Raw genomic sequence first — 19881 nt, forward strand, 5'->3', positions numbered from 1 at the left:
TGAAGATGCCCATGTCTGAAGATTCGGGCGAAAAAACCGAAGCCCCAACCGCCAAGCGCAAGAAGGATGCGGTCGAGAAGGGCGACATCCTCAAGTCGCGCGATTTCGCGACCGCGCTGAGCATGCTCGCCGGCGTCGCCTGGCTGATCTACGCCGGCCCAACGCTGATCGCCGCGTGCAAGGCGATCATGACCTCGAGCTTCCAGTTCACGCATGCAGACGTCGAGGATTTCGCGCCCTGGCGACCGCTGATGGAAGCGGGCGGCAAGCTCGCACCATCGCTAATTACCTTGTTCATGGTCAGCATCGGCGCCGCGATCCTGAGCCAGGCGGGGCTTGGGTCGCTCGGGTTCAACGGTGGTCTGCTCGCCCCCAAATACAGCCGCGTCGATCCCGCCGCGGGTCTGAAGCGGATCTTCGGATCGAACGGCTGGATCGAGCTCGGCAAGTCGCTGCTGAAGGTGATCCTGCTCGGTACGATCGGCGGCTGGATGCTGTGGAAGGCGGCGCATTCGACGATGGGGCTCGCCTCGTCCGCGGATCTGAACCAAGCGCTGTCGACGCTCGGCGGGATCTTCAAGGGCATCCTGATCGCGATGGCGTTCGGGCTGTGCGCGATCGCGGGCATCGACCTGCCGATCCAGATCATCCGCCGCCTCGGCAAGATGCGGATGTCGAAGCAGGAGGTGAAGGACGAGCATAAGTCGACCGAGGGCAATGGCGAGGCGAAGGGCCAGATGCGTGCCAAGATGCGCGCGATGGCGAGCGGGGGCTTACGCAAATCGGTCGCGGAGGCGCATGTCGTGCTGACCAACCCGACGCATTTCGCCGTGGCGCTGCGCTATGATCGCGGCAAGGATCAGGTGCCGGTGGTGGTCGCCAAGGGCCGCGGCGCGACCGCGCTGGCGATCCGCGAACTGGCCGGCGAAGGCCGCGTACCGATCCTCGAATACCCTTCGCTCGCGCGCGCCGTCTATTACACGAGCAAGGAGGGGCAGGAGGTGCGCGACGACCTCTACACCGCGATCGCGACCGTGCTGGCCTTCGTCTTCGGACTGAACGCCGCCGCCGGTGGTACGGCAAGCGGGGTGCAACCCTTCGTCACCGTGCCGAAGGATGCGCGGTTCGACGAAAACGGCATGAAACAGGCCTAAACATTCGCCCCGAACGGCCGTTCTTGTGAGCGAGCGCGCACGTGCAGGAACTCTATCATGGTAACATCGACCACCAGCACGACGGCCACGCCGACCCCCACGCCTACGCCTACGCCTACGCCCAGCGCGCAGAACGCCGTCAACGACGCGACTCAGGCGCTGCTCAAGAACCTCAGCGCAGGCTCGGGCGTCGATACCGGCACGCTGGTCACGTCGCTCGTCTCCGCGCAGTTCGCCGCCCGGACGGCGGCGCTGAAGACCAAATCCGACACGCTCACCGCGCAGATCTCGGGCGTCGGCACGCTGAAAAGCACGATGACCGGCTTTTCGACCGCGCTCGCCAACCTGGTGAAGGGCGGGACGTTGCAGACGCAGCCGACCAGCTCGAACGCCGCCGTCCTGTCCGCCACCGCGACGTCGGGCGCCAAATTGTCGGGGCTATCCTCCGCCATCACGGTCACGCGCCTCGCCACCGGGCAGGTCGCGCGCACGACGACCGCCGTCGCGGATCGTACCGCCGACCTTGGCACCGGCGCGCTGACGCTCACGATCGGCAGCGCGAAGCCGGTCTCGATCGATGTCGGCAATGGCAGCATCGATTCAATCGCCGCCGCGATCAACGCCGCGAAGACCGGCGTCACCGCCTCGGTCGTCACCGACGCGAACGGCGGCGCGTATCTTTCGGTCAAGGGCGCGACCGGCAGCGCCAACGCCTTCACGCTGAAGGGCGCGACCGGCGACGCGCTCGATATCGGCGGCAATGCGACAAAGACTAGCCTCGTCTCCACCGCGCAGAACGCGCAGCTGACCGTCGACGGGATCGCCGTCGAACGCGCGAGCAACACGGTCGGCGATCTCGTCACCGGCGTCGTGCTGCAGCTCAACGCCGTGTCGACCGCCCCCGTTTCGCTCACCAGCACCGCGTCGACAGACGCGCTGACGCAAGCGGTCAACGATGTCGTCACGACCTATAACGAGGTGCTGAAAACCATCACCGAACAGACCGATCCGATCACCGGCAACCTCCGCGCGGATCCTGCTGCGAAATCGCTGCTCCGGTCCTTGCAGGCGCTGGTGTCGAAGCCGCTGGTCGGGGGCGCGACCGCGGGCCTTCCGCGGTCGCTGTCGGAGATCGGCGTCGCGACCAACACCGACGGTACGCTGCGAGTCGATTCGGCCCTGCTCGCCAAACAGCTGGCGGCGAACCCCGACACGGTCGAATCGATGTTCGCGCCGTCGGGGACCAATGCGCTCGGCCTGTCCGCGACGCTGACGGCGTTGACCACCAGCGCGACCAGCACGCTGACCGGTCTCGGCGCATCGACCGTGCGCTACACGGCGGCGGAGGCGGACGTCGCCAAGCAGCAGGACAAAGTCACCGACCAGTCGGCACAGCTGACCACGCGCCTGACGCAGCAATATGCCAGCATGAATTCGCGCGTGTCGGCGTATAAATCGACGCAGACCTTCCTCACCAACCAGATCGCAGCGTGGAACAAGGATTCGTGACCTACGCCTCGACGCTCACGCGCGATCCGTTCGCGACCTATCGCCAGATCGACGCGGTCGGCCGTACCGCCACCGCGGACGGACCTGCGCTCGTCCAATTGCTCTACAAGGAACTGGTCGCGGCCCTGCGCGCGGCCGCCTGGGCCTGTGAGAAACGCAAGTTCGCGATCAAGAGCGAGCGCATCACGCGCGCCACCGCCATTCTCTTCGCGCTCGAAGCCGGCCTCGATTTCGAAAAAGGCGGCCAGGTCTCGGAAACGCTCGCCCGGCTGTACGGCGGCGCGCGCAAGACGGTGATCAACGCCTCGCTCGGCCATGACCCACAGCCGTTCCGCGACTCCGCCGACATGCTCGACGAGATCGCGCAGGCCTGGCGGACCGCCAGCGCGGCGTAGCCGCTACCGGCGGAACCAGTGCCGCATGGTGAAATACCCGATCACGCCCACTGCAATCACGACGCAGGCGGCCGCGATCGCGTCGAATGCCCAGGGTTCCTCGGCATAGGGCAGGCCCTTCACGTTCATGCCGTACAGGCCGGTGAGGAACGTCAGCGGCAGGAACACCATCGCCGCGATCGAGATGATCAGCGAGCGGTTGTCGATCTGTTCGGCGCGCAGGTCGGTCAGAGTCTCGTGGATCAGCGCCGAGCGTTCGCGGATCGATTCGAGCTCCTCCGCCATCCGCGCCGCACGGTCCGCCGCCGCCGCCAGATGCAGCCGGTCGTCGTCCGCCAGCCAGTCGCCGGGCAGCGCGGCCAGCTTCTCCAGCGCCGCGCGTTGCGGGCTGAGGAAGCGTTTATAGCCGATCGCCGCCACGCGCACCTTGCTGACCGCGCGGCGCAGTTCGAACACGCGGTTGGCGTCGAGCTGTTCCTCGCAATCGTCGAGCTCGTCGCCGAGCGTCGCCACGTCGGGATCGAGGTCGGCGGTGATCGCGGTCGCGAACGCCGCGATCAGGTCGCCCGGGTCGCGAATCTCGCCGCGCTCGACCATCTTTTCGACCTCGCCGACCGCGATCAACGGTTTGCGCGTCACGGAGTAGACCCGGCCCTTCACGGCCCAGATCCGCACCGAGGCTAGCATGTCGGAGGTGTCGAGCTCCTCCTTCGACCGCCCGCGCAAATTGACGAACGCGCCGTCGCCGACGGCCTCGCACCGCGGCCGGGTCTCCGTCGCGGTCAGCGCGTCGACGACATATTCGAGCAGCTCGGCCTCGTCGCGGAGCCAGGTCTGCGCATGCTCGGCGGTCGTCGACAGATGCACCCAGACGAGGTCGGCGGTGCCGGCAAGCGCTTCCTTGACGTCGACGCGCGTCGCCTCGCCATCGACGATCCGGAACGCAAAACCACTCACAGGACCATCTCGCTCACAGGACCATCTCGCTCAAAGGGCCATCTCGATCTCGACCGACAGGCCCGTGCCGGGATCGGCGGGCATCACCGCGCACAGCCGTGCGGCATCGGCACGCGCACGGTCGAGGATCGCCGCGGGGACGTCGGCCCGGTGATAGACCCGGTCGGCGCTGGCCAGCGCGCGGGCCTGGCGCAACGTCAGGTCCTCGGGATCGTCGGACAGCAGGACGAGCGTTATCGCCACGTCGCGCCGTGCAGCCGGCGTTCCCGTCGGGGCCAGCCACGCATCGACGTCGTGCGTCGGCGACAACGGATCGAGCATGCCCCCTGCCCCCATCGCCGTCGCCAGCGCGCGGCGGCGCTCGCCCATATCAGGCCAGCGCGTCCGTAACGCGACCCGCGCAGCCTGCAACGCCAGCGCGAGCTTGCCGAGATCGGCTGGGATCAAGGCTTCGAGTCGTTGCCGCAGGGCGGCGGCGAGCCCGGCGGACACGCCGCTCGTCCCGATCGCGATCAACACCGGTGCACGGTCGACGATCGCCGGCAGCGTGAAGTCGCACAGCGCCGAGCGATCGACCGCGTTGACCAGGATCCCCCGCGCCTTCAGTCGTGCGACCGCCGCCAGCGCTTCGTCCTCGTCGTCGATCGCAACGATCGCAAGCGACGCCGCCGCATCCTCGCCGACGACATCCGCACCCGCACGATCGAGCAACCGGCGTTTCGCATCCGCTGCCTCGCCCTCGCCCAGCAGGATCACGGGACGGCCGGCCAACCGCACGAACAGCGGCAGGCTCTGCAGCGGAGCGGGCGGTGTCACCGCTTGAGCCATTCCGGCACGCGCTCGGCGGCCAGGATCGTCTCCGGGTGAATGCGGTCGGCCACCACCGCGAACCGGTCGCCATCGACGAGCACTTCGGGCACCAGCGCACGGCTGTTGTAGGTCGAGGCCATCGTCGCCCCGTACGCGCCCGCGGTGCGGAAGATGCCCAGATCGCCCGACGTCACGACGTCGATGTCGCGCCCCATCGCGAAGGTGTCGCCGGTCTCGCACACCGGGCCGGCGATGTTGGCGGTCATCCGTTCGCCGGTCGGCGCGACCGCGACGAAATCGTGATACGCATCGTACATCGCAACGCGCGCGAGGTCGTTCATCGCCGCGTCGACGATCACATAGGGGTTCACGACGCCCGGCTTCACCCAGATGACCTCGGTCAGCAGGACACCGGCATTGCCCGCGATCACCCGGCCGGGTTCGAACATCAGCTCGACATCCCAGCCCGCAGTCGCACGCGCGACCATCGCGCCGTATTCGGCCGGGCTCGGCAGGTCGTCGCCGGGCTTGTAGGGAACGCCGAGCCCACCGCCGAGATCGACGCGGCTGATGGTGTGGCCCGCCGCGCGCAGCTCCGCCACGAGTTCGCCGATCCGCGCATAGGCGGCCTCGAGCGGGGCGAGATCGGCAAGCTGGCTGCCGATGTGGATCGCGACCCCGCGCAGGTCGAGCCCGTCATGCTGCGACAGCCGGTCGAACATCGCGACGGCCTGGTCGATCGCCACGCCGAACTTGTTCTCCTTGCGACCCGTCGAGATCTTCGCGTGCGTACCCGCGTCCACGTCGGGGTTCACGCGCAGCACCGCCGGCGCGCGTTCGCCGCGGGCATGGGCCAGCGCGGCGAGGACTTCGCCCTCCTCCTCCAGCTCCAGGTTGAACTGGCCGATCCCGGCATCGAGCGCCTGCGCCAGTTCGCGCCGCGTCTTGCCGACGCCCGAGAACACGATGTCCGACGCCGGGATGCCGGCCGCCAGCGCGCGCTGCATCTCGCCCGCCGAGACCACGTCGGCGCCATAGCCTTCGTCGGCCAGCACGCGCAGCACCGCGACGTTGGGATTGGCCTTGATCGCATAGGCCAGATGGACGCGGCCCGCAGGCTTCAGCGCATCGCGGAACACCTGCGCGTGGCGGCGGAAGGTGGCGGTCGAATAGACGTAGACGGGCGTGCCGACGGCCTCGGCGATCGCCGGCAGGGCGACGTCCTCGGCGTGCATGACACCGTCACGATAGGCGAAATGATCCATGGTTCAGGTCTTCAATTCGGCGGCGGCAGGTCGAACTCGTCGCTGCGGCGCGGCTGGGACGTGGTGAGCAGCTCGTCGCTGCGCTGTGGGCGTTGCTGAGTCGTGGGGGTCAGCAACTGTGCGGGCGTGGGCGGCGTTTTCGCACCATAGGGCGCGACCGGGAGCGTCTTGCCCTCCGCCGGGACGAGCCCGTCCGCTGCGCCGCAACCTGCCAGAGCAAGCGCCAACCCTGTAAGTGCCAGTAACCGTTTCATGCCGTCTCTCCCCCCGCCGTCTCGGCACGCGCCGCGCGGATCGCCGCACGCACATTGTCGGGCGCGGTGCCGCCGAAGCTGGTCCGGCTGGCGACCGACGCGTCGACCGACAGCACGCCGTACACGCGTTCGTCGATCCGCGCATCGATTGCCTTCAGGTCCTCGATCGGCAGCGCGTCGAGCGCGACCTTGCGCTCCTCCGCCAGCTTCACCGCGCGCCCGGTCACGTGATGCGCCTCGCGGAACGGCAGGCCAGCCTCGCGCACCAGCCAGTCGGCGAGATCCGTCGCGGTCGCAAAGCCGCTCTCCGCCAGCCCGCGCATCCGATCGGTGCGGAACGTCGCACTCTCGACCATCCCGGTCATCGCCGCGATCGACAGCGCGAGCAGGTCGTGCGCCTCGAACACCGGCGGCTTGTCGTCCTGCATGTCCTTCGAATAGGCGAGCGGCAGGCCCTTCATCGTCACCATCAGCGCGGTCATGCAGCCGAGGATACGCCCGGCATGCCCGCGGACCAGCTCGGCTGCATCGGGATTGCGCTTCTGTGGCATGATCGAGCTGCCGGTCGACCATTGATCGCTGAGCGCGACGAACCCGAACGGCTGCGACGCCCACAGCACGAACTCCTCGGCGAGCCGCGACAGGTGCAGCGAGGTCTGCGTCGCGGCGGTGAGATATTCGATCGCGAAATCGCGGTCGCTCACCCCGTCGAGCGAGTTGGTCATCGGCCCGTCGAAACCGAGCGCGGCGGCGGTCATCTCGCGGTCGATCGGAAAGCCGGTGCCAGCGAGTGCGGCCGAGCCGAGCGGCGAGCGGTTCATACGCGCGCGAGCATCCGCGAACCGCCCAACGTCGCGCGAAATCATCGCATGATACGCCATCAAATGATGCCCCAGCGTTACCGGCTGTGCGGACTGGAGATGCGTGAAGCCCGGCATGACGCTCGCCGCATGCTCCTCGGCGCGCGTCAGCAGCGCCGCCTGGAAGCCCGCCAGTGCCGCCAGCGCCCGGTCGATCGCGTCGCGCACCCAGAGCCGGAAATCGGTCGCGACCTGGTCATTGCGTGACCGCGCGGTGTGCAGCCGCCCGGCGACCGGCCCGATCGCCTCCGCGAGCCGCGCCTCGGTCTGCATGTGGATATCCTCGAGGACCAGATCCTCCTCGACGCCGTTCGCCGCATAATGCGCCGCCACCGTGTCGAGCCCGGCCGAGATCGTCGCGGCGTCCTCGGCCGACACGATGCCCTGCTTGCCGAGCATCGCGACATGCGCCTCGGAGCCCGCAATATCCTGCTGCCAGAGCCGCTTGTCGAAGGGAATGGAGGCGTTTATCTCGCGCATGACCGCCGCCGGGCCCTCGGCGAACCGCCCACCCCACATCGAATTGGAACCGTCCATGGTCTTGCGTCCTGTGTTCACTTCGCGCCCAATCGCCCGTCTTCCGACTATCGGTCTCGTGGGACTGGGCCTGCTGGTCGCCGGCTGCGATAGGAAATCGCCCGCGCCGGAGCAAGCGAACGTCGTCGCCGCAAACGCCGCGTCCGCCGACGAGGTGACGTCCGGGCCAGCCCCCGACGAAGCCACCAGCCCTGCCGCCAGCACCGAAAAGCTCGACCGCAGCCACAAGGGCGAGACCGGCCCGACGGTCGCCTTCACCGCGCCCGACGGCAAATCGGTCATGCTCGCGTCGTTCAAGGGCAAGCCGTTGCTGCTTAACATGTGGGCAACGTGGTGCGCGCCATGCGTGGCGGAAATGCCGACGCTCGATGCCGCGGCGAAGTCGCTGGACGGCAAGGTGCAGGTGATCGCGGTCAGCCAGGACATGCAGGGCGCAGAGAAGGTGACGCCGTTCTTCGCGCAGAAAACATTCTCCACGCTGAAGCCGTATCTCGATCCGAAGCTCGGCCTCAGCCTCGCATACCAGGCGAACCTGCCGACCACGATCCTCTACGATTCGGCCGGCAAGGAGGTCTGGCGGATGACCGGCGGCTATGAATGGAACACGCCGGCCGCGGCAAAGCTGATCGCCGAAGCCTCGTAACGCGTTGATCCCGAACAGGTTGTGCCGACCCGCCTTGGTGACGAGCCAAAGGTTGATGGCGGGCCGGCACGCTTCCTCTTAACGCGTCGGGCGATGCCAAAGGTGTAAACAACATCGAAATGCGATGAACCGAGTGGGCTATTCTGGCGTGCACCGACATACCGGACGCTGGTCGGCGACTTACCAGTAGCGGCTACCCGGCACGCCCTTGAATGGGCCGGCAAGATCGGCCGTGATCCAGCCCCCGTAAAACTCCCCGGGTTGCGGGATGACGCGTTCGCCATCGACGAAGCATCCGTCGAACGGGCCTGCATAGAACGCGATGTGATCGCGCAACACCGCAAACGCCGGCGTCGGCGACGGGTAGCTCCACGCGACATCGCGCACGACGTCGCCCGCGATCTCGACGTCGTAATACACGGCGTTGCCCTTCCATTCGCAAAAGGATTGCCGCGCGGATCGCCGGAGCGCCGACATCACAATGTCGGATGGCGGGATGTAATAGCTCGGCGGATGGCTCGTCTCGATCGTGCGGACGCTGCGCCGCGTGTCGGCAAGCGTCACCCCGCGGTGCTCGATCAGGATATGACGATCGCTGCGCTGCGCGATCGCCGGGCGCGGATATTTCCAGACGCTTTCCTGGCCCGGTCGCGCGATATCGGGAATGACGGGTTTCATGTGGTTCGGTCGATCCTCCGGGCAACGGACTGCAAGCGGGGACGGACGTGGAGGAACGCGCGATACACCCGCTCCAGGCCGGCCAGGACGACGGGGTTGCGCGCCGCCAACCCGATCGGGCGCAGCAGCGGGATGGCCCGCCACATCGCCGCGAAGGCGGCCGCGCCGGACAGCATCCGATCCCCTTCGCGCGCGTGGAACCGCGCCAGCATCGCGTTGCGGTCGATCGGGCAGGTCGTTTCGCCGTTGCTGGCATCGACGAAATCGATCGCGCCGCGACGATCGAGGCGACGCATCAGCGCGATCTCGCGTCGGCACAGCGGGCATCCGCCGTCGTGCCAGACCGTCAGGCGGGTCATGCCTTGCCGCGGTCGTTGGACCGGTTCCGCTCCCAAATGCGCTCGGCGAGCAAGGTCGCGAACCCCAGCCATGCGACGAACGGCACCGCCGTCGCCGCCGCCGTCCGATCGACCTTCGCCGCGGCCGCGACATAGCCGGCACCGCTCGCGATCATCGCACCCGATGCGACCGCGCTGGGCCCCAATGCCTTGCGGCGAAAGAACAATTCGGTCCAGCCGCCGACCATGCCGGTATTCAGCAGCCAGAGTCCGACCGCCAGGTTGCGCGGCGCATCGGCGGGGCGACGCAACAGCCGATAGCCGCCGACCGCAAGGCCGGTCTCGAGAACGGGCCATACCGCCCCGAACGCGGCATCGGGCGGCGTGTAGGCTGGCTTGTCGAGCCGCTTGTACCAGCGTCGGATACCGGGATGCGACGGATCTGGCGCGTTACGCCGTCCGAGCACGGCGCTGGCGCCGAGCACCGCCACGACGACCGCCAGCGCGGCCGGACGGGACAAGCCGCCACCGCGGTCTTCCGTGATCGCATCGCGTACGCTGTGGGTCATGCTCGCCGTCCTCATCCCGGGCCCGCTGCCCGCTCCACCATAGCGAAGCAGCGCCGCCGACGTTCCGCCCCGACGGCCTGCGCCGCGCGATCGATGCGGATGGCGATGTCTACCGGCCGGGTTGGCGGGATGGGTTCGGCGTCCTCTTGCCAGCTCTCCGCCAAAGTTTGTCCGTTCGGCCGATAACGAATCCTGCATCCCCGAGACCGGTCGACACCGTGGCGATACCGAAGACGGGGGACCTCATTCAGCCGCGTACGCGCCGCGCCGCATGACATAGTCGCGCGTTTCGTACGGGGCGGCGAGACCCTCGACCCAGGCGCCATGCGCGTGCGTCAGCGCGACCAGCTCCATCGCGCGCTCGCCCGGCCAGCCGTGCACGCGCACCTCGTGCCGGTGGAGATCGCGGTTCGGCTCCATCATCACCCAGCCCAGCGGGCGCGCGACCGTCGCCCGCGCTCCCGCCGCGTCCATCGCGATCCGGATCCGCTCGCGCGAGGCCGCCGGCAGATACTGCCACACCACCGAATGCATCAGCACGCGCGTGACCCCCTCGGGTTGCGGCGCGACCAATTGCGCCTCGACCCAGTCCGCTGCATCCCCCTCGACCAGATCGACGCCGCCCGCGCGGACCATGTCGATCGCCGCGGCGAGCCGCGCCTGTCGCTCGACCGCATCGACCCAGACATACGCCTCGAGCCGTGCCGCCGCGACGGGATCGGCGACGTCCACCGGCTGGATATCGACGCCGCGGGTCGACTCGATTGCGACCGGCGCGCCAGGTGGCGGCGCGCCGCGCCATTCGGGGCGGATCGTTACCGGCGATGCCGATGGCCCGACGGTCACGCCGCCAAGATCGAACCGATAGCGATCGATCAGCAGGTTGAGCCCCGCGCTCGATCCGATCTCGAGCACCTCGAACCGCGGCCCGTATCGCTCGGCGAGATGCAAGATGCCGGTCATCATGCCGGCGGACCGCGCCGCCTCGTTGGTCTGCGGCGGCCCGTCAAGCCACGGCAGCAAGGCCGCATCCTGCGCGACGAGCGTGGCCTTGACCGTCGCCGCAACGCGCGTCGGGTCGGTCTCCGCGCCGGCGAACACCGCCGACAGCGCCGGGTCCACACCCGCGCGGTGCAGCGCGTGCAACCCGCCGACCAGGCGCAACGCCAGCGCATCGGCGACCGGCTCGCCCGCCCAGTCGAGCGCCCGCCGCCCCGTCGCGCTGTCACGGTCGAGCGCGTGCGCCAGCGCCGTGCAGACCCGCGCCGTCACCGGCGCGTCCATCGCGGTGCAATAGCCCGCCTGGATGTCGAAGCACGCGCGGTTTGCCGGTTCATTTGCCATGTGCAGGTTGTTGCACCCGCCAAGCCCCACCCGTAAAGCCCGGCGGGTGCCTGACTCCCAGATCATCATCGCCGTCCCCAAGGGACGTATCCTCGCCGAGGCGCTGCCGCTGCTCGCGCGTGCCGGCATCCATCCCGAAGCGTCGTTCTCCGACGAGAACAGCCGCGCGCTCCGGTTCGCGACCAACGATCCGGACATCTCGCTGATCCGGGTGCGCGCGTTCGACGTCGCCACCTTCGTTGCGCACGGCGCGGCACAGCTCGGCATCGTTGGGTCGGACGTGATCGCGGAGTTTGGCTACTCGGAACTCTACGCGCCGGTCGATCTCGGCATCGGCCATTGCCGCCTGTCGGTCGCCGAGCCCGCCGAGATGGCGGCCAAGGACGATCCGCGCGGCTGGAGCCACGTCCGCGTCGCGACCAAATACCCGCACGTGACCGCGGCGCATTTTGCAGGCCGCGGCGTGCAGGCGGAATGCGTGAAGCTCAACGGCGCGATGGAGTTGGCACCGACGCTCGGCCTCGCACCGCGCATCGTCGACCTCGTCTCGTCGGGCCGCACGTTGCTGGAGAACGGCTTGGTCGAGGTCGAGACGATCATGGAGGTCACCAGCCGCTTGGTGGTCAACCGCGCCGCGATGAAGACGCGCAGCCGCGTGGTGCCATTGGTCGAGGCGTTCCGTCGCGCGGTCGAGTCGCAGGAGCAGGCGGCATGATCCGCCTTTCCACGTCGGACGCCGACTTCGCGACCCGCTTCACCGCCTTGGTCGAGGATCGCCGCGAGTCCGATGCAGGCGTCACGCAGGACGTCGCTGCGATCATCGCGTCCGTCCGTCGCGATGGCGAGACGGCTATCCGCAACCTCACGCAAAAACACGATCGCCACGACCTCGAAACGACCGGCTGGCAGATCGACGCGAGCGACTGCAGGGCCGCGTTCGACGCGCTCGATCCCGATCTGCGCACCGCGCTCGAACTCGCCGCGACTCGCATCCGCGCGTACCACGAAAAACAGCGGCCGCTCGACAGCGACTCGGTCGACTCGGCGGGCGTAAGGCTCGGCGCGCGCTGGTTGCCGGTCGACGCCGCCGGCATCTACGTCCCCGGTGGCCGCGCCGCCTATCCCTCGTCGCTGCTGATGAACGCGATCCCCGCCAAGGTTGCAGGCGTCGGACGTCTGACGATGGTCACCCCGACTCCCGACGGCCAGATCAACCCGCTAGTCCTCGCCGCCGCGCATCTCGCCGGCGTCGACGAAGTCTGGCGTGTCGGTGGCGCTCAGGCGGTCGCGGCGCTGGCATACGGTGCCGGACGGATCGCACCGGTCGACGTCATCACCGGCCCCGGCAACGCCTGGGTCGCCGAGGCCAAGCGCCAGGTCTACGGTGTCGTGGGCATCGACATGGTCGCGGGCCCGTCGGAGATCGTCGTCGTCGCGGACGCGCTGAACGACCCCGAATGGACCGCCGCCGATCTGCTCAGCCAAGCCGAGCACGACGTGACCACGCAGTCGATCCTGTTCACCGACGACGCAGCCTTCGCCGACAAGGTCGCCGACGCAGTCGACCGCCAGTTGCGCGACCTCGCCACCGAGGCGGTCGCGCGCGTTGCGTGGGACACCAACGGCGCGATCGTCGTCGTCGATACGCTGGCGGACGCGATTCCGCTGGTCGACCGTCTTGCCGCCGAGCATCTCCAGCTCGCCATCCCCGACCCGCAGGGCTTCTTCGACCGCATCCGTCACGCGGGCTCGGTGTTCCTCGGCCGCTATACCCCCGAGGCAATCGGCGATTACGTGGCAGGCCCGAACCACGTCCTGCCGACCGGCCGCCGTGCGCGCTTCGCCAGCGGGTTGTCGGTACTCGACTTCATGAAGCGCACCAGCTTCCTGGCGCTCGACGAAGCCGCGTTGCGTGAACTCGGCCCCGCTACCGTCGCGCTCGCCAATGCCGAGGGTTTGCCTGCGCATGCCAAGTCGGTGGCGCTGCGACTTCGCCTCAACCACTGATTTTGTTCGCGCGGAGGCGCGGAGACGCGGAGGTGTGGCCTTGCCGCGCAGCGGCCCTTCGATCACCAGCCAATGAGGAGATCGGAGCGGCTGCGCCGCACGCAACACCTCCGCGTCTCCGCGCCTCCGCGCGAACCAATCTTCTTCGCCCCCGCACAGACGAAACGCTAAGGGCTGACACGCAAGCCCCCCGCGCGTACAGGCAACCGCTTATGTCCAGAACCGCCCCCCGCACAAAGGCGCGCGCCGCCGCGCGTCTCGCCGCCGTCCAGGCGACCTACCAGCACGAGATGGAGGGCACCGCGATGCCCGTCCTGCTCAACGAATTCCACCAGCACCGTCTCGGCGCGACGATCGAAGACGTCGAATATGCCGAGGCTGATGTCGACTTCTTCGACGACCTGGTGTCGGGCGCCAACGCGCGGGCGGGCGAGATCGATGTGCTGATCGAGGGCAAGCTGGCCAAGGGCTGGACGCTTGCGCGGCTCGACAAGCCGATGAAGGCGATCATCCGCGTCGGCACGTACGAACTGCTCGCACGCAAGGACGTGCCGGTGGCCGCGGTGATCAGCGAATATGTCGATGTCGCGCACGCCTTCTACGACAAGCGCGAGTCGGGGTTCGTGAACGGGTTGCTCGACGGCATCGCGAAAGAAGTACGCGCGTAAACTATCGTCATCCTGGGCTCGACCCAGGATCCAGAGTAACAGCACACGACGTTCGTGGCTCTGGATCCTGACGTTCGTCAGGATGACGGCGGTGCTTGGGGAGCAGCAATGACCGAAGCCGAGTTCATCGCCGCGCTCCGCCGCCTCCCGCTCCATCCGGCGGCGCGCGGCCTTGCCGACGACACCGCGCTGCTCGACGCAGGACCGCTCGTCGTGACGACCGACACGCTCGTCGAAGGCGTGCATTTCCTCGCCAGCGACGCGCCGCAGGACGTCGCGTGGAAGCTGGTCGCGACCAACCTTTCCGATCTCGCCGCCAAGGGCGCCAAGCCCGATGGCATACTCCTCAACTACCCGTTGAGCGACGACGCGTGGGATCGCGCCTTCCTCGAAGGGTTCCTCGACGTCCTGACCGCGTTCGGCACGCGCATCATCGGCGGCGACACCGTGACGCTGCCGCCGCATACACCGCGAGTCCTGACGGTCACCGCGTTCGGCAGCGATGCCGCCGCCCCTGCTCGCAACGGCGCGCGAGAAGGCGATGCGCTCTACGTCACCGGCACGATCGGCGACGCCGGCGCGGGGCTTGCGATCGCGCTCGGCGCGGAAGGCCCGCCGGAACTGCTCGCCGCGTACCGCCGCCCACAGCCTCGACTTGCCGACGGCCGCATTCTCGGCCCCGACGTCCATGCGATGATGGATGTGTCCGACGGCCTGCTCATCGACGCCGCGCGCATGGCGCTCGCCAGCGGCCTCGCGGTGACGATCGAGCTTGCCCGCGTTCCCCTGTCCACCGCGTATCGCGCCTTCTCCGGCGACCGGTTGGCGGCCGCGACGGCCGGCGACGACTACCAGCTCCTCTTCGCTGCACCCGAAGATTACACCACCGACGCCACGCGCATCGGCGTGTTCTCGGCAGGGTCAGGCCTCAGCGTCCACGACTCGGGTGAACCCGTCCCGCTCCCGCCAAGTCTAGGCTACGAGCACGCCCCACGAGGATAACTTGCGCAATGTCCCTGCACTGATAGGTTCCTTACATCGGGACTCGGCAAAGTCGGGACCGGAGAGGACCTGACAAAAGGGATAGCGCCGTATGACGACCGTCTATTTGGCCATGATCTGCGGCGTCATCGCCGTCCTATATGGTTTCGTCACCAGTCGACAGGTGCTCGCCGCCTCCCCCGGTAATGCCAAGATGCAGGACATCGCCGCCGCCATCCAGGAAGGCGCGAAGGCCTATCTCGGGCGCCAATATACCACGATCGCGATCGTCGGCATCATCGTCGCGGCGATCCTGTTGTTCACGCTCGGCATGATCTCGACGATCGGCTTCGCGATCGGCGCGGTGCTGTCGGGCGTTGCGGGCTATGTCGGCATGAACATCTCGGTGCGCGCCAACGTCCGCACCGCAGAGGCCGCGCGCGCGTCGTTGCAGGCGGGACTGACGATGGCGTTCCGCTCGGGCGCGGTCACCGGCATGCTCGTGGCGGGCCTCGGCCTGCTCGCGGTCAGCGCGTTCTTCTGGTACCTTACCGGTCCCGCCGGCCATGCGCCCAACGACCGGATCATCGTCGAAGCGCTCACCGCGCTCGCCTTCGGCGCATCGCTGATCTCGATCTTCGCGCGGCTCGGCGGCGGCATTTTCACCAAGGCGGCGGACGTCGGCGCGGATCTGGTCGGCAAGGTCGAGGCGGGCATCCCCGAGGACGACCCCCGCAACCCGGCCGTCATCGCGGATAACGTCGGCGATAACGTGGGCGACTGCGCAGGCATGGCCGCCGATCTGTTCGAGACATACGTCGTCACGCTGGGCGTCACGATGATCTCGATCGCGCTCCTGATCCAGGCGAGCGGTGCCGAGCTGATGCGCCTCATGACGCTCCCGCTGCTCGTCGGCGGCGTGTGCATCGTCACCTCGATCATCGGCACCTACATGGTGCGGCTTGGCGGCGGCAGTATCATGGGCGCCCTCTACAAGGGCTTCTTCACCTCGACGGTCCTGTCGATCCCGGCGATCTATCTCGCCACGCAATATGTGCTCGGCGACCTCCACCGCGTGATCGGCGGCGCCGGCTTCCTCGATCCCGCCACCGACGATCTCACCACGCAGGCCGCCCCCTCACTGACGCAGAGCTTCACCGGGATGGACCTGTTCTGGTCAATGATGATCGGGCTCGTCGTGACCGGGCTGATCGTGTGGATCACCGAGTATTACACCGGCACCAACCACCGTCCGGTCAAGAGCATCGCCAAGGCGTCGGAGACCGGCCACGGCACCAACGTCATCCAGGGCCTCGCGATCAGCCTCGAGTCCACCGCATTGCCGACGCTCGTCATCGTCGTCGCGGTGATCGTCGCGTATCAGCTCGCCGGGATCATCGGCATCGCGTTTGCGGCGACCGCGATGCTCGCGCAGGCCGGCATGGTCGTCGCGCTCGACGCCTACGGACCCGTCACCGACAACGCAGGCGGGATCGCCGAGATGGCGGGGCTGCCCGACGATGTTCGCCAGCGGACCGACGCGCTCGATGCGGTCGGCAATACGACCAAGGCGGTGACCAAGGGCTATGCGATCGGCTCGGCGGGGCTGGCCGCGCTCGTGCTGTTCGGCGCGTACACGACCGATCTCGCGACCTACTTCCCCGACGTCACAGTCGATTTCAGTCTCAGCAACCCGTACGTCATCGTCGGACTGCTGCTCGGCGCCTTGCTCCCGTATCTGTTCGGCGCGTTCGGGATGACCGCGGTCGGTCGTGCCGCCGGCGCGGTCGTCGAGGAGGTCCGCGAGCAGTTTCGGACCAATCCCGGCATCATGCTCGGCACCAGTCGCCCCGATTATGCGCGGACCGTGGATCTCGTCACTAAGGCGGCCATCCGCGAGATGATCGTGCCGTCGCTGCTGCCGGTGCTGTCGCCGCTCGCGGTCTATTTCATCATCACCGCGGTCGCAGGGCAGGCCGCGGGCTTCGCATCGCTTGGCGCGATGCTGCTGGGCGTGATCGTCTCCGGTCTGTTCGTCGCGATCTCTATGACGTCGGGCGGCGGCGCGTGGGACAACGCCAAGAAGTACATCGAGGACGGTCATCACGGCGGCAAGGGCTCCGAGGCGCACAAGGCCGCGATCACCGGCGATACCGTCGGCGATCCGTACAAGGACACCGCTGGGCCCGCGGTGAACCCGATGATCAAGATCACGAACATCGTCGCGCTGCTGTTGCTCGCGGCGCTGGCCGGCGGCGGGGTCGGCTGATCGGCTGATCGGATGGCCCCAGGATAAGACCGAACATCGTTCAGATCCGACCGACTTCGCCGTTGCGCCGATACGCAACGGCGCCGCACCTCTTGTACCGACGAGCGAACGCGATACTCTATGCCGGCGGTCGTTGGGGAATGGCCGGGGGGATGTTGTCCATGGCGTGGCCGATGACGTGGCGTACGGGTCTGCTGGCCGGTGCAATGATACCGGCGATCGCGGCGGCACAGACCGCGCCGCCCCCCGCCGCCCTGCCGATGGCGACCGCCACCACGCCGAAGGCGGCAGCCGCGCTCTCAGCCCCGGTGTCGGTCGAAACCTTCGCCAAGCTTCCCGGTATCGTCGGTCCGAAGCTCTCGCCCGACGGCGCGCGCATCGCCGCCAAGATGGCGATCGACGGCGTGCAGGTGCTGGTCGTCGCGCCGCTGTTTCCCGGTGGCAAGCTGGCCGCGACCAAGGTCGGTTCGACCGTCGACATCAACTGGTGGCGCTGGGTCGGCGACGACTGGCTGGCGGTGGGCATCGGGTCGCAGGACATGCTGTACGGCGAGGAGATCTACGTCACGCGGACGCTGGGGGTCAAAGCCGACATGACCAAGATCAACCGGATCGACTGGACGAATTCGGGGGGCCGGGCGGACGAGATCCTGTGGACGGCGCGCGACGGGACGCCGCGCGTCCTGCTGTCGCGCCAGACCGGGATCGAAAGCGAAAGCCAATGGTATCCCGAGGTCTCCGAGGCGGATCTGTCGACCGGCAGGACCAAGACCGTCGCCGGCGGCCAGACGAACGTCTTCGACTGGTATGCCGATAGCGCCGGCGTCGTCCGGATGGGCTATCGCTACGACGACGACACCCGCAAGAGCTCGCTTCTGTACCGCAGCGCCAATCGCGATCCATTCAAGGTCATCGCCTCGACCCGCGGCAAGCAGGATATCGTCATCCCGGTGACGTTCCGCGCCGACGGTACCGCCATCGCAACGGATGATTCAGGCGGTCGTGACGCGGTGTTCGAAGTGTCGCTGCCCGATCTGAAGCTCGGCAAGAGGCTGTACGCCGCAGACGGCTACGACGTCGATGGCGTGATCGAGAACGCGACCGGCGACGATATCGACGGCATCAACCTCACCGATCGCTTCGGCCATACCATCTGGCTGAACCCCAAGCTGAAGGAAATCCAGGACGCGGTCGACAAGGCGGTCGGCGAGCGTCGCGCGCGCATCGTGTCCTGGGATCGCACCCGATCCAAATTCCTGGTGCAAGTCGGGTCGCCGTCTCAGGCCGGGGGGCTGTATTTCTACGATCCCGAAAACGGATCGATGCAGCGCTATTCCTGGCAGAATACCGACCTGAAGGCGCGGACCCTGTCGCCGGTATCGACGATCCGGTACACGGCGCGCGACGGCGTCGAGATCGAGGCGTTGCTGACCCTCCCGCGCGGGCACAGCCCGAAGGCGCTGCCGCTGATCGTGTTGCCGCATGGCGGCCCGTTCGCACGTGATTCGGAAGAATGGGACTGGTGGACGCAGTATCTGGCGGAAAGCGGCTATGCCGTCGTCCAGCCCAATTACCGCGGCTCATCCGGCTATGGCACGCATTTCGCACAGCTCGGCGAGGGGCAATGGGGCCTGAAGATGCAGGACGATCTCGACGATGCGATCACGCATTTGGCCAAGCAAGGCATCGCCGATCCAAAGCGCGTATGCATGGCCGGCGCATCCTATGGCGGCTATGCGGCGATGCGTGCGGCCCAGCGGAACGGCACCGGCGACTCGTCACCGTATCGCTGCGCAATCTCCTATGCCGGGGTATCCGATCTCCAGGCTATGCAGCGCTACGACGGCAAGTTCCTGTACGGAAAGACGCGCAGCGACTGGCTGAAGAAACAGGCGCCGGACTATCGCAGCGTCTCGCCGCGCTTCGGTGCGCAAACCTTCTCGATCCCGATCCTGATGCTGCACGGCAAGGAGGACAAGCGCGTGCCCGTGAAGCAATCGCGCATGATGGCGGCGGCGCTCAAAGAGGCGGGCAAGCCGTACGAGTATATCGAACAACCGCTCGGCGATCATCATTTCACGCGCGGCGAGGACCGGCTCGAATTCCTGAAAGCGATGGGCGCGTTTCTGGCGAAGTATAACCCGGCGTAGCGAGACCGTTCCACGCGCGCGCACGATGGAGCGCCGTGCCGCCGCGGTTGGCATCTACCGCGCCGGCGTCGACGAGGCGGTAGCGTAACGGTGCGAATGGCGAGAGCGGACGCTCTTGTTTCCACGCCGCAGATCGCCGATATCAGTAGGACACATGCGGGCATGGGCATCGGGCCTGCGTCCGTGCGTCGGCCGTGCTTTCCTTTTTCGCGAACCTGCGGTAAGGGCGCTCGTCCCGAAATTCCCCCAATTCAGAGATTATATTTGGCCAAGGAAGAACTGCTCGAGATGCGCGGCCGCGTGGTGGAACTCCTCCCCAACGCGATGTTCCGGGTTCAGCTCGAAAACGACCACGAGATTCTCGGTCATACCGCCGGCAAGATGCGCAAGAACCGCATCCGCGTGCTGGTCGGCGACGAGGTGCTGTGCGAACTCACGCCGTACGATCTGACCAAGGGTCGCATCACCTACCGCTTCAAATAAGCCAGTGGGT

At 67.7% G+C, this 19881-nt stretch carries 20 protein-coding genes; 11 read left to right on the plus strand and 9 right to left on the minus strand.

Going from position 1 to position 19881, the window contains the following annotated elements:
- Window positions 1–11: 11 nt before the first annotated feature.
- From flhB to HMP09_RS11200, 3 genes are read left to right on the plus strand one after another with little or no spacing between them, the layout of a single operon-like run.
- A complete protein-coding gene (gene flhB, locus HMP09_RS11190; protein ID WP_176500431.1) occupies window positions 12–1154 on the plus strand; it encodes a flagellar type III secretion system protein FlhB in 1143 nt (380 codons plus the stop codon).
- A gap of 57 nt (window positions 1155–1211) precedes the next feature.
- Window positions 1212–2663: a flagellar filament capping protein FliD gene (gene fliD / locus HMP09_RS11195; protein ID WP_176500432.1), complete on the plus strand. Its 1452-nt coding sequence runs from the start codon at window positions 1212–1214 to the stop codon at window positions 2661–2663.
- Entirely contained in the window at window positions 2660–3058 is a 399-nt protein-coding gene (locus HMP09_RS11200; RefSeq protein WP_176500433.1) for a flagellar export chaperone FliS, read from the plus strand. Before fliD ends, HMP09_RS11200 begins: the two co-directional genes overlap by 4 nt.
- Window positions 3059–3061: 3 nt before the next feature.
- On the opposite strand, the gene HMP09_RS11205 is transcribed toward HMP09_RS11200, so the two are convergent.
- The 5 genes from HMP09_RS11205 to argH are packed head-to-tail and all read right to left on the minus strand — an operon-like array spanning window position 3062 to window position 7723.
- Window positions 3062–4015, minus strand: a complete 954-nt coding sequence (locus tag HMP09_RS11205; RefSeq protein ID WP_176500434.1) for a CorA family divalent cation transporter — start codon at window positions 4013–4015, stop codon at window positions 3062–3064.
- Window positions 4016–4045: 30 nt separating this feature from the next.
- Entirely contained in the window at window positions 4046–4843 is a 798-nt protein-coding gene (locus HMP09_RS11210) for a precorrin-2 dehydrogenase/sirohydrochlorin ferrochelatase family protein (RefSeq protein ID WP_176500435.1), read from the minus strand.
- The gene (lysA, locus tag HMP09_RS11215; protein ID WP_176500436.1) at window positions 4828–6090 is read right to left on the minus strand and encodes a diaminopimelate decarboxylase; all 1263 of its coding nucleotides are present in this window, start codon (window positions 6088–6090) and stop codon (window positions 4828–4830) included. The genes HMP09_RS11210 and lysA overlap by 16 nt, the downstream gene beginning before the upstream one ends.
- An 11-nt stretch (window positions 6091–6101) precedes the next feature.
- The gene (locus HMP09_RS11220; protein ID WP_176500437.1) at window positions 6102–6344 is read right to left on the minus strand and encodes a hypothetical protein; all 243 of its coding nucleotides are present in this window, start codon (window positions 6342–6344) and stop codon (window positions 6102–6104) included.
- Window positions 6341–7723, minus strand: coding sequence for an argininosuccinate lyase (gene argH / locus HMP09_RS11225; RefSeq protein ID WP_176501723.1), 1383 nt, complete (start codon window positions 7721–7723; stop codon window positions 6341–6343). Before argH ends, HMP09_RS11220 begins: the two co-directional genes overlap by 4 nt.
- Before the next feature lie 76 nt (window positions 7724–7799).
- Here argH and HMP09_RS11230 point away from each other — a divergent pair, with 76 nt between their 5' ends.
- Window positions 7800–8384 carry a TlpA family protein disulfide reductase gene (locus HMP09_RS11230; RefSeq protein ID WP_232090190.1) on the plus strand — a complete coding sequence of 195 codons (585 nt, stop codon included), beginning with the start codon at window positions 7800–7802 and terminating at the stop codon, window positions 8382–8384.
- Window positions 8385–8564: 180 nt separating this feature from the next.
- Here the strand turns inward: HMP09_RS11230 and HMP09_RS11235 are convergent, their stop codons facing one another.
- The 4 genes from HMP09_RS11235 to HMP09_RS11250 all read right to left on the minus strand — a co-directional run bounded on the left by HMP09_RS11235 (window position 8565) and on the right by HMP09_RS11250 (window position 11313).
- Window positions 8565–9062: a DUF427 domain-containing protein gene (locus HMP09_RS11235; RefSeq protein WP_176500439.1), complete on the minus strand. Its 498-nt coding sequence runs from the start codon at window positions 9060–9062 to the stop codon at window positions 8565–8567.
- A complete protein-coding gene (locus HMP09_RS11240) occupies window positions 9059–9421 on the minus strand; it encodes a thiol-disulfide oxidoreductase DCC family protein (RefSeq protein ID WP_176500440.1) in 363 nt (120 codons plus the stop codon). Before HMP09_RS11240 ends, HMP09_RS11235 begins: the two co-directional genes overlap by 4 nt.
- Window positions 9418–9969: a TspO/MBR family protein gene (locus HMP09_RS11245; RefSeq protein ID WP_176500441.1), complete on the minus strand. Its 552-nt coding sequence runs from the start codon at window positions 9967–9969 to the stop codon at window positions 9418–9420. The genes HMP09_RS11240 and HMP09_RS11245 overlap by 4 nt, the downstream gene beginning before the upstream one ends.
- A gap of 243 nt (window positions 9970–10212) precedes the next feature.
- Window positions 10213–11313 (minus strand): DUF2332 domain-containing protein, encoded by a 1101-nt coding sequence (locus tag HMP09_RS11250; protein WP_176500442.1) that lies wholly within the window; start codon window positions 11311–11313, stop codon window positions 10213–10215.
- Between the two features lie 46 nt (window positions 11314–11359).
- Here HMP09_RS11250 and hisG point away from each other — a divergent pair, with 46 nt between their 5' ends.
- The 7 genes from hisG to infA all read left to right on the plus strand — a co-directional run bounded on the left by hisG (window position 11360) and on the right by infA (window position 19871).
- Window positions 11360–12028, plus strand: a complete 669-nt coding sequence (gene hisG / locus HMP09_RS11255; RefSeq protein WP_232090191.1) for an ATP phosphoribosyltransferase — start codon at window positions 11360–11362, stop codon at window positions 12026–12028.
- Window positions 12025–13320 carry a histidinol dehydrogenase gene (gene hisD / locus HMP09_RS11260; protein WP_176500444.1) on the plus strand — a complete coding sequence of 432 codons (1296 nt, stop codon included), beginning with the start codon at window positions 12025–12027 and terminating at the stop codon, window positions 13318–13320. Before hisG ends, hisD begins: the two co-directional genes overlap by 4 nt.
- A 212-nt stretch (window positions 13321–13532) precedes the next feature.
- On the plus strand, window positions 13533–13988 hold the full coding sequence (gene nusB, locus HMP09_RS11265; RefSeq protein WP_176500445.1) for a transcription antitermination factor NusB: 456 nt from the start codon (window positions 13533–13535) through the stop codon (window positions 13986–13988).
- A gap of 108 nt (window positions 13989–14096) precedes the next feature.
- Window positions 14097–14990 (plus strand): thiamine-phosphate kinase, encoded by an 894-nt coding sequence (thiL, locus tag HMP09_RS11270; protein WP_176500446.1) that lies wholly within the window; start codon window positions 14097–14099, stop codon window positions 14988–14990.
- 91 nt (window positions 14991–15081) lie between these two features.
- Window positions 15082–17238, plus strand: a complete 2157-nt coding sequence (locus HMP09_RS11275) for a sodium-translocating pyrophosphatase (protein WP_176500447.1) — start codon at window positions 15082–15084, stop codon at window positions 17236–17238.
- Window positions 17239–17411: 173 nt separating this feature from the next.
- Window positions 17412–19388 (plus strand): alpha/beta hydrolase family protein, encoded by a 1977-nt coding sequence (locus HMP09_RS11280; protein ID WP_232090192.1) that lies wholly within the window; start codon window positions 17412–17414, stop codon window positions 19386–19388.
- 264 nt (window positions 19389–19652) lie between these two features.
- Window positions 19653–19871 (plus strand): translation initiation factor IF-1, encoded by a 219-nt coding sequence (infA, locus tag HMP09_RS11285; RefSeq protein WP_031441079.1) that lies wholly within the window; start codon window positions 19653–19655, stop codon window positions 19869–19871.
- The last annotated feature ends 10 nt before the right edge of the window (window positions 19872–19881 follow it).

The organism is Sphingomonas sp. HMP9 (assembly GCF_013374115.1).
Classification (GTDB): domain Bacteria; phylum Pseudomonadota; class Alphaproteobacteria; order Sphingomonadales; family Sphingomonadaceae; genus Sphingomonas.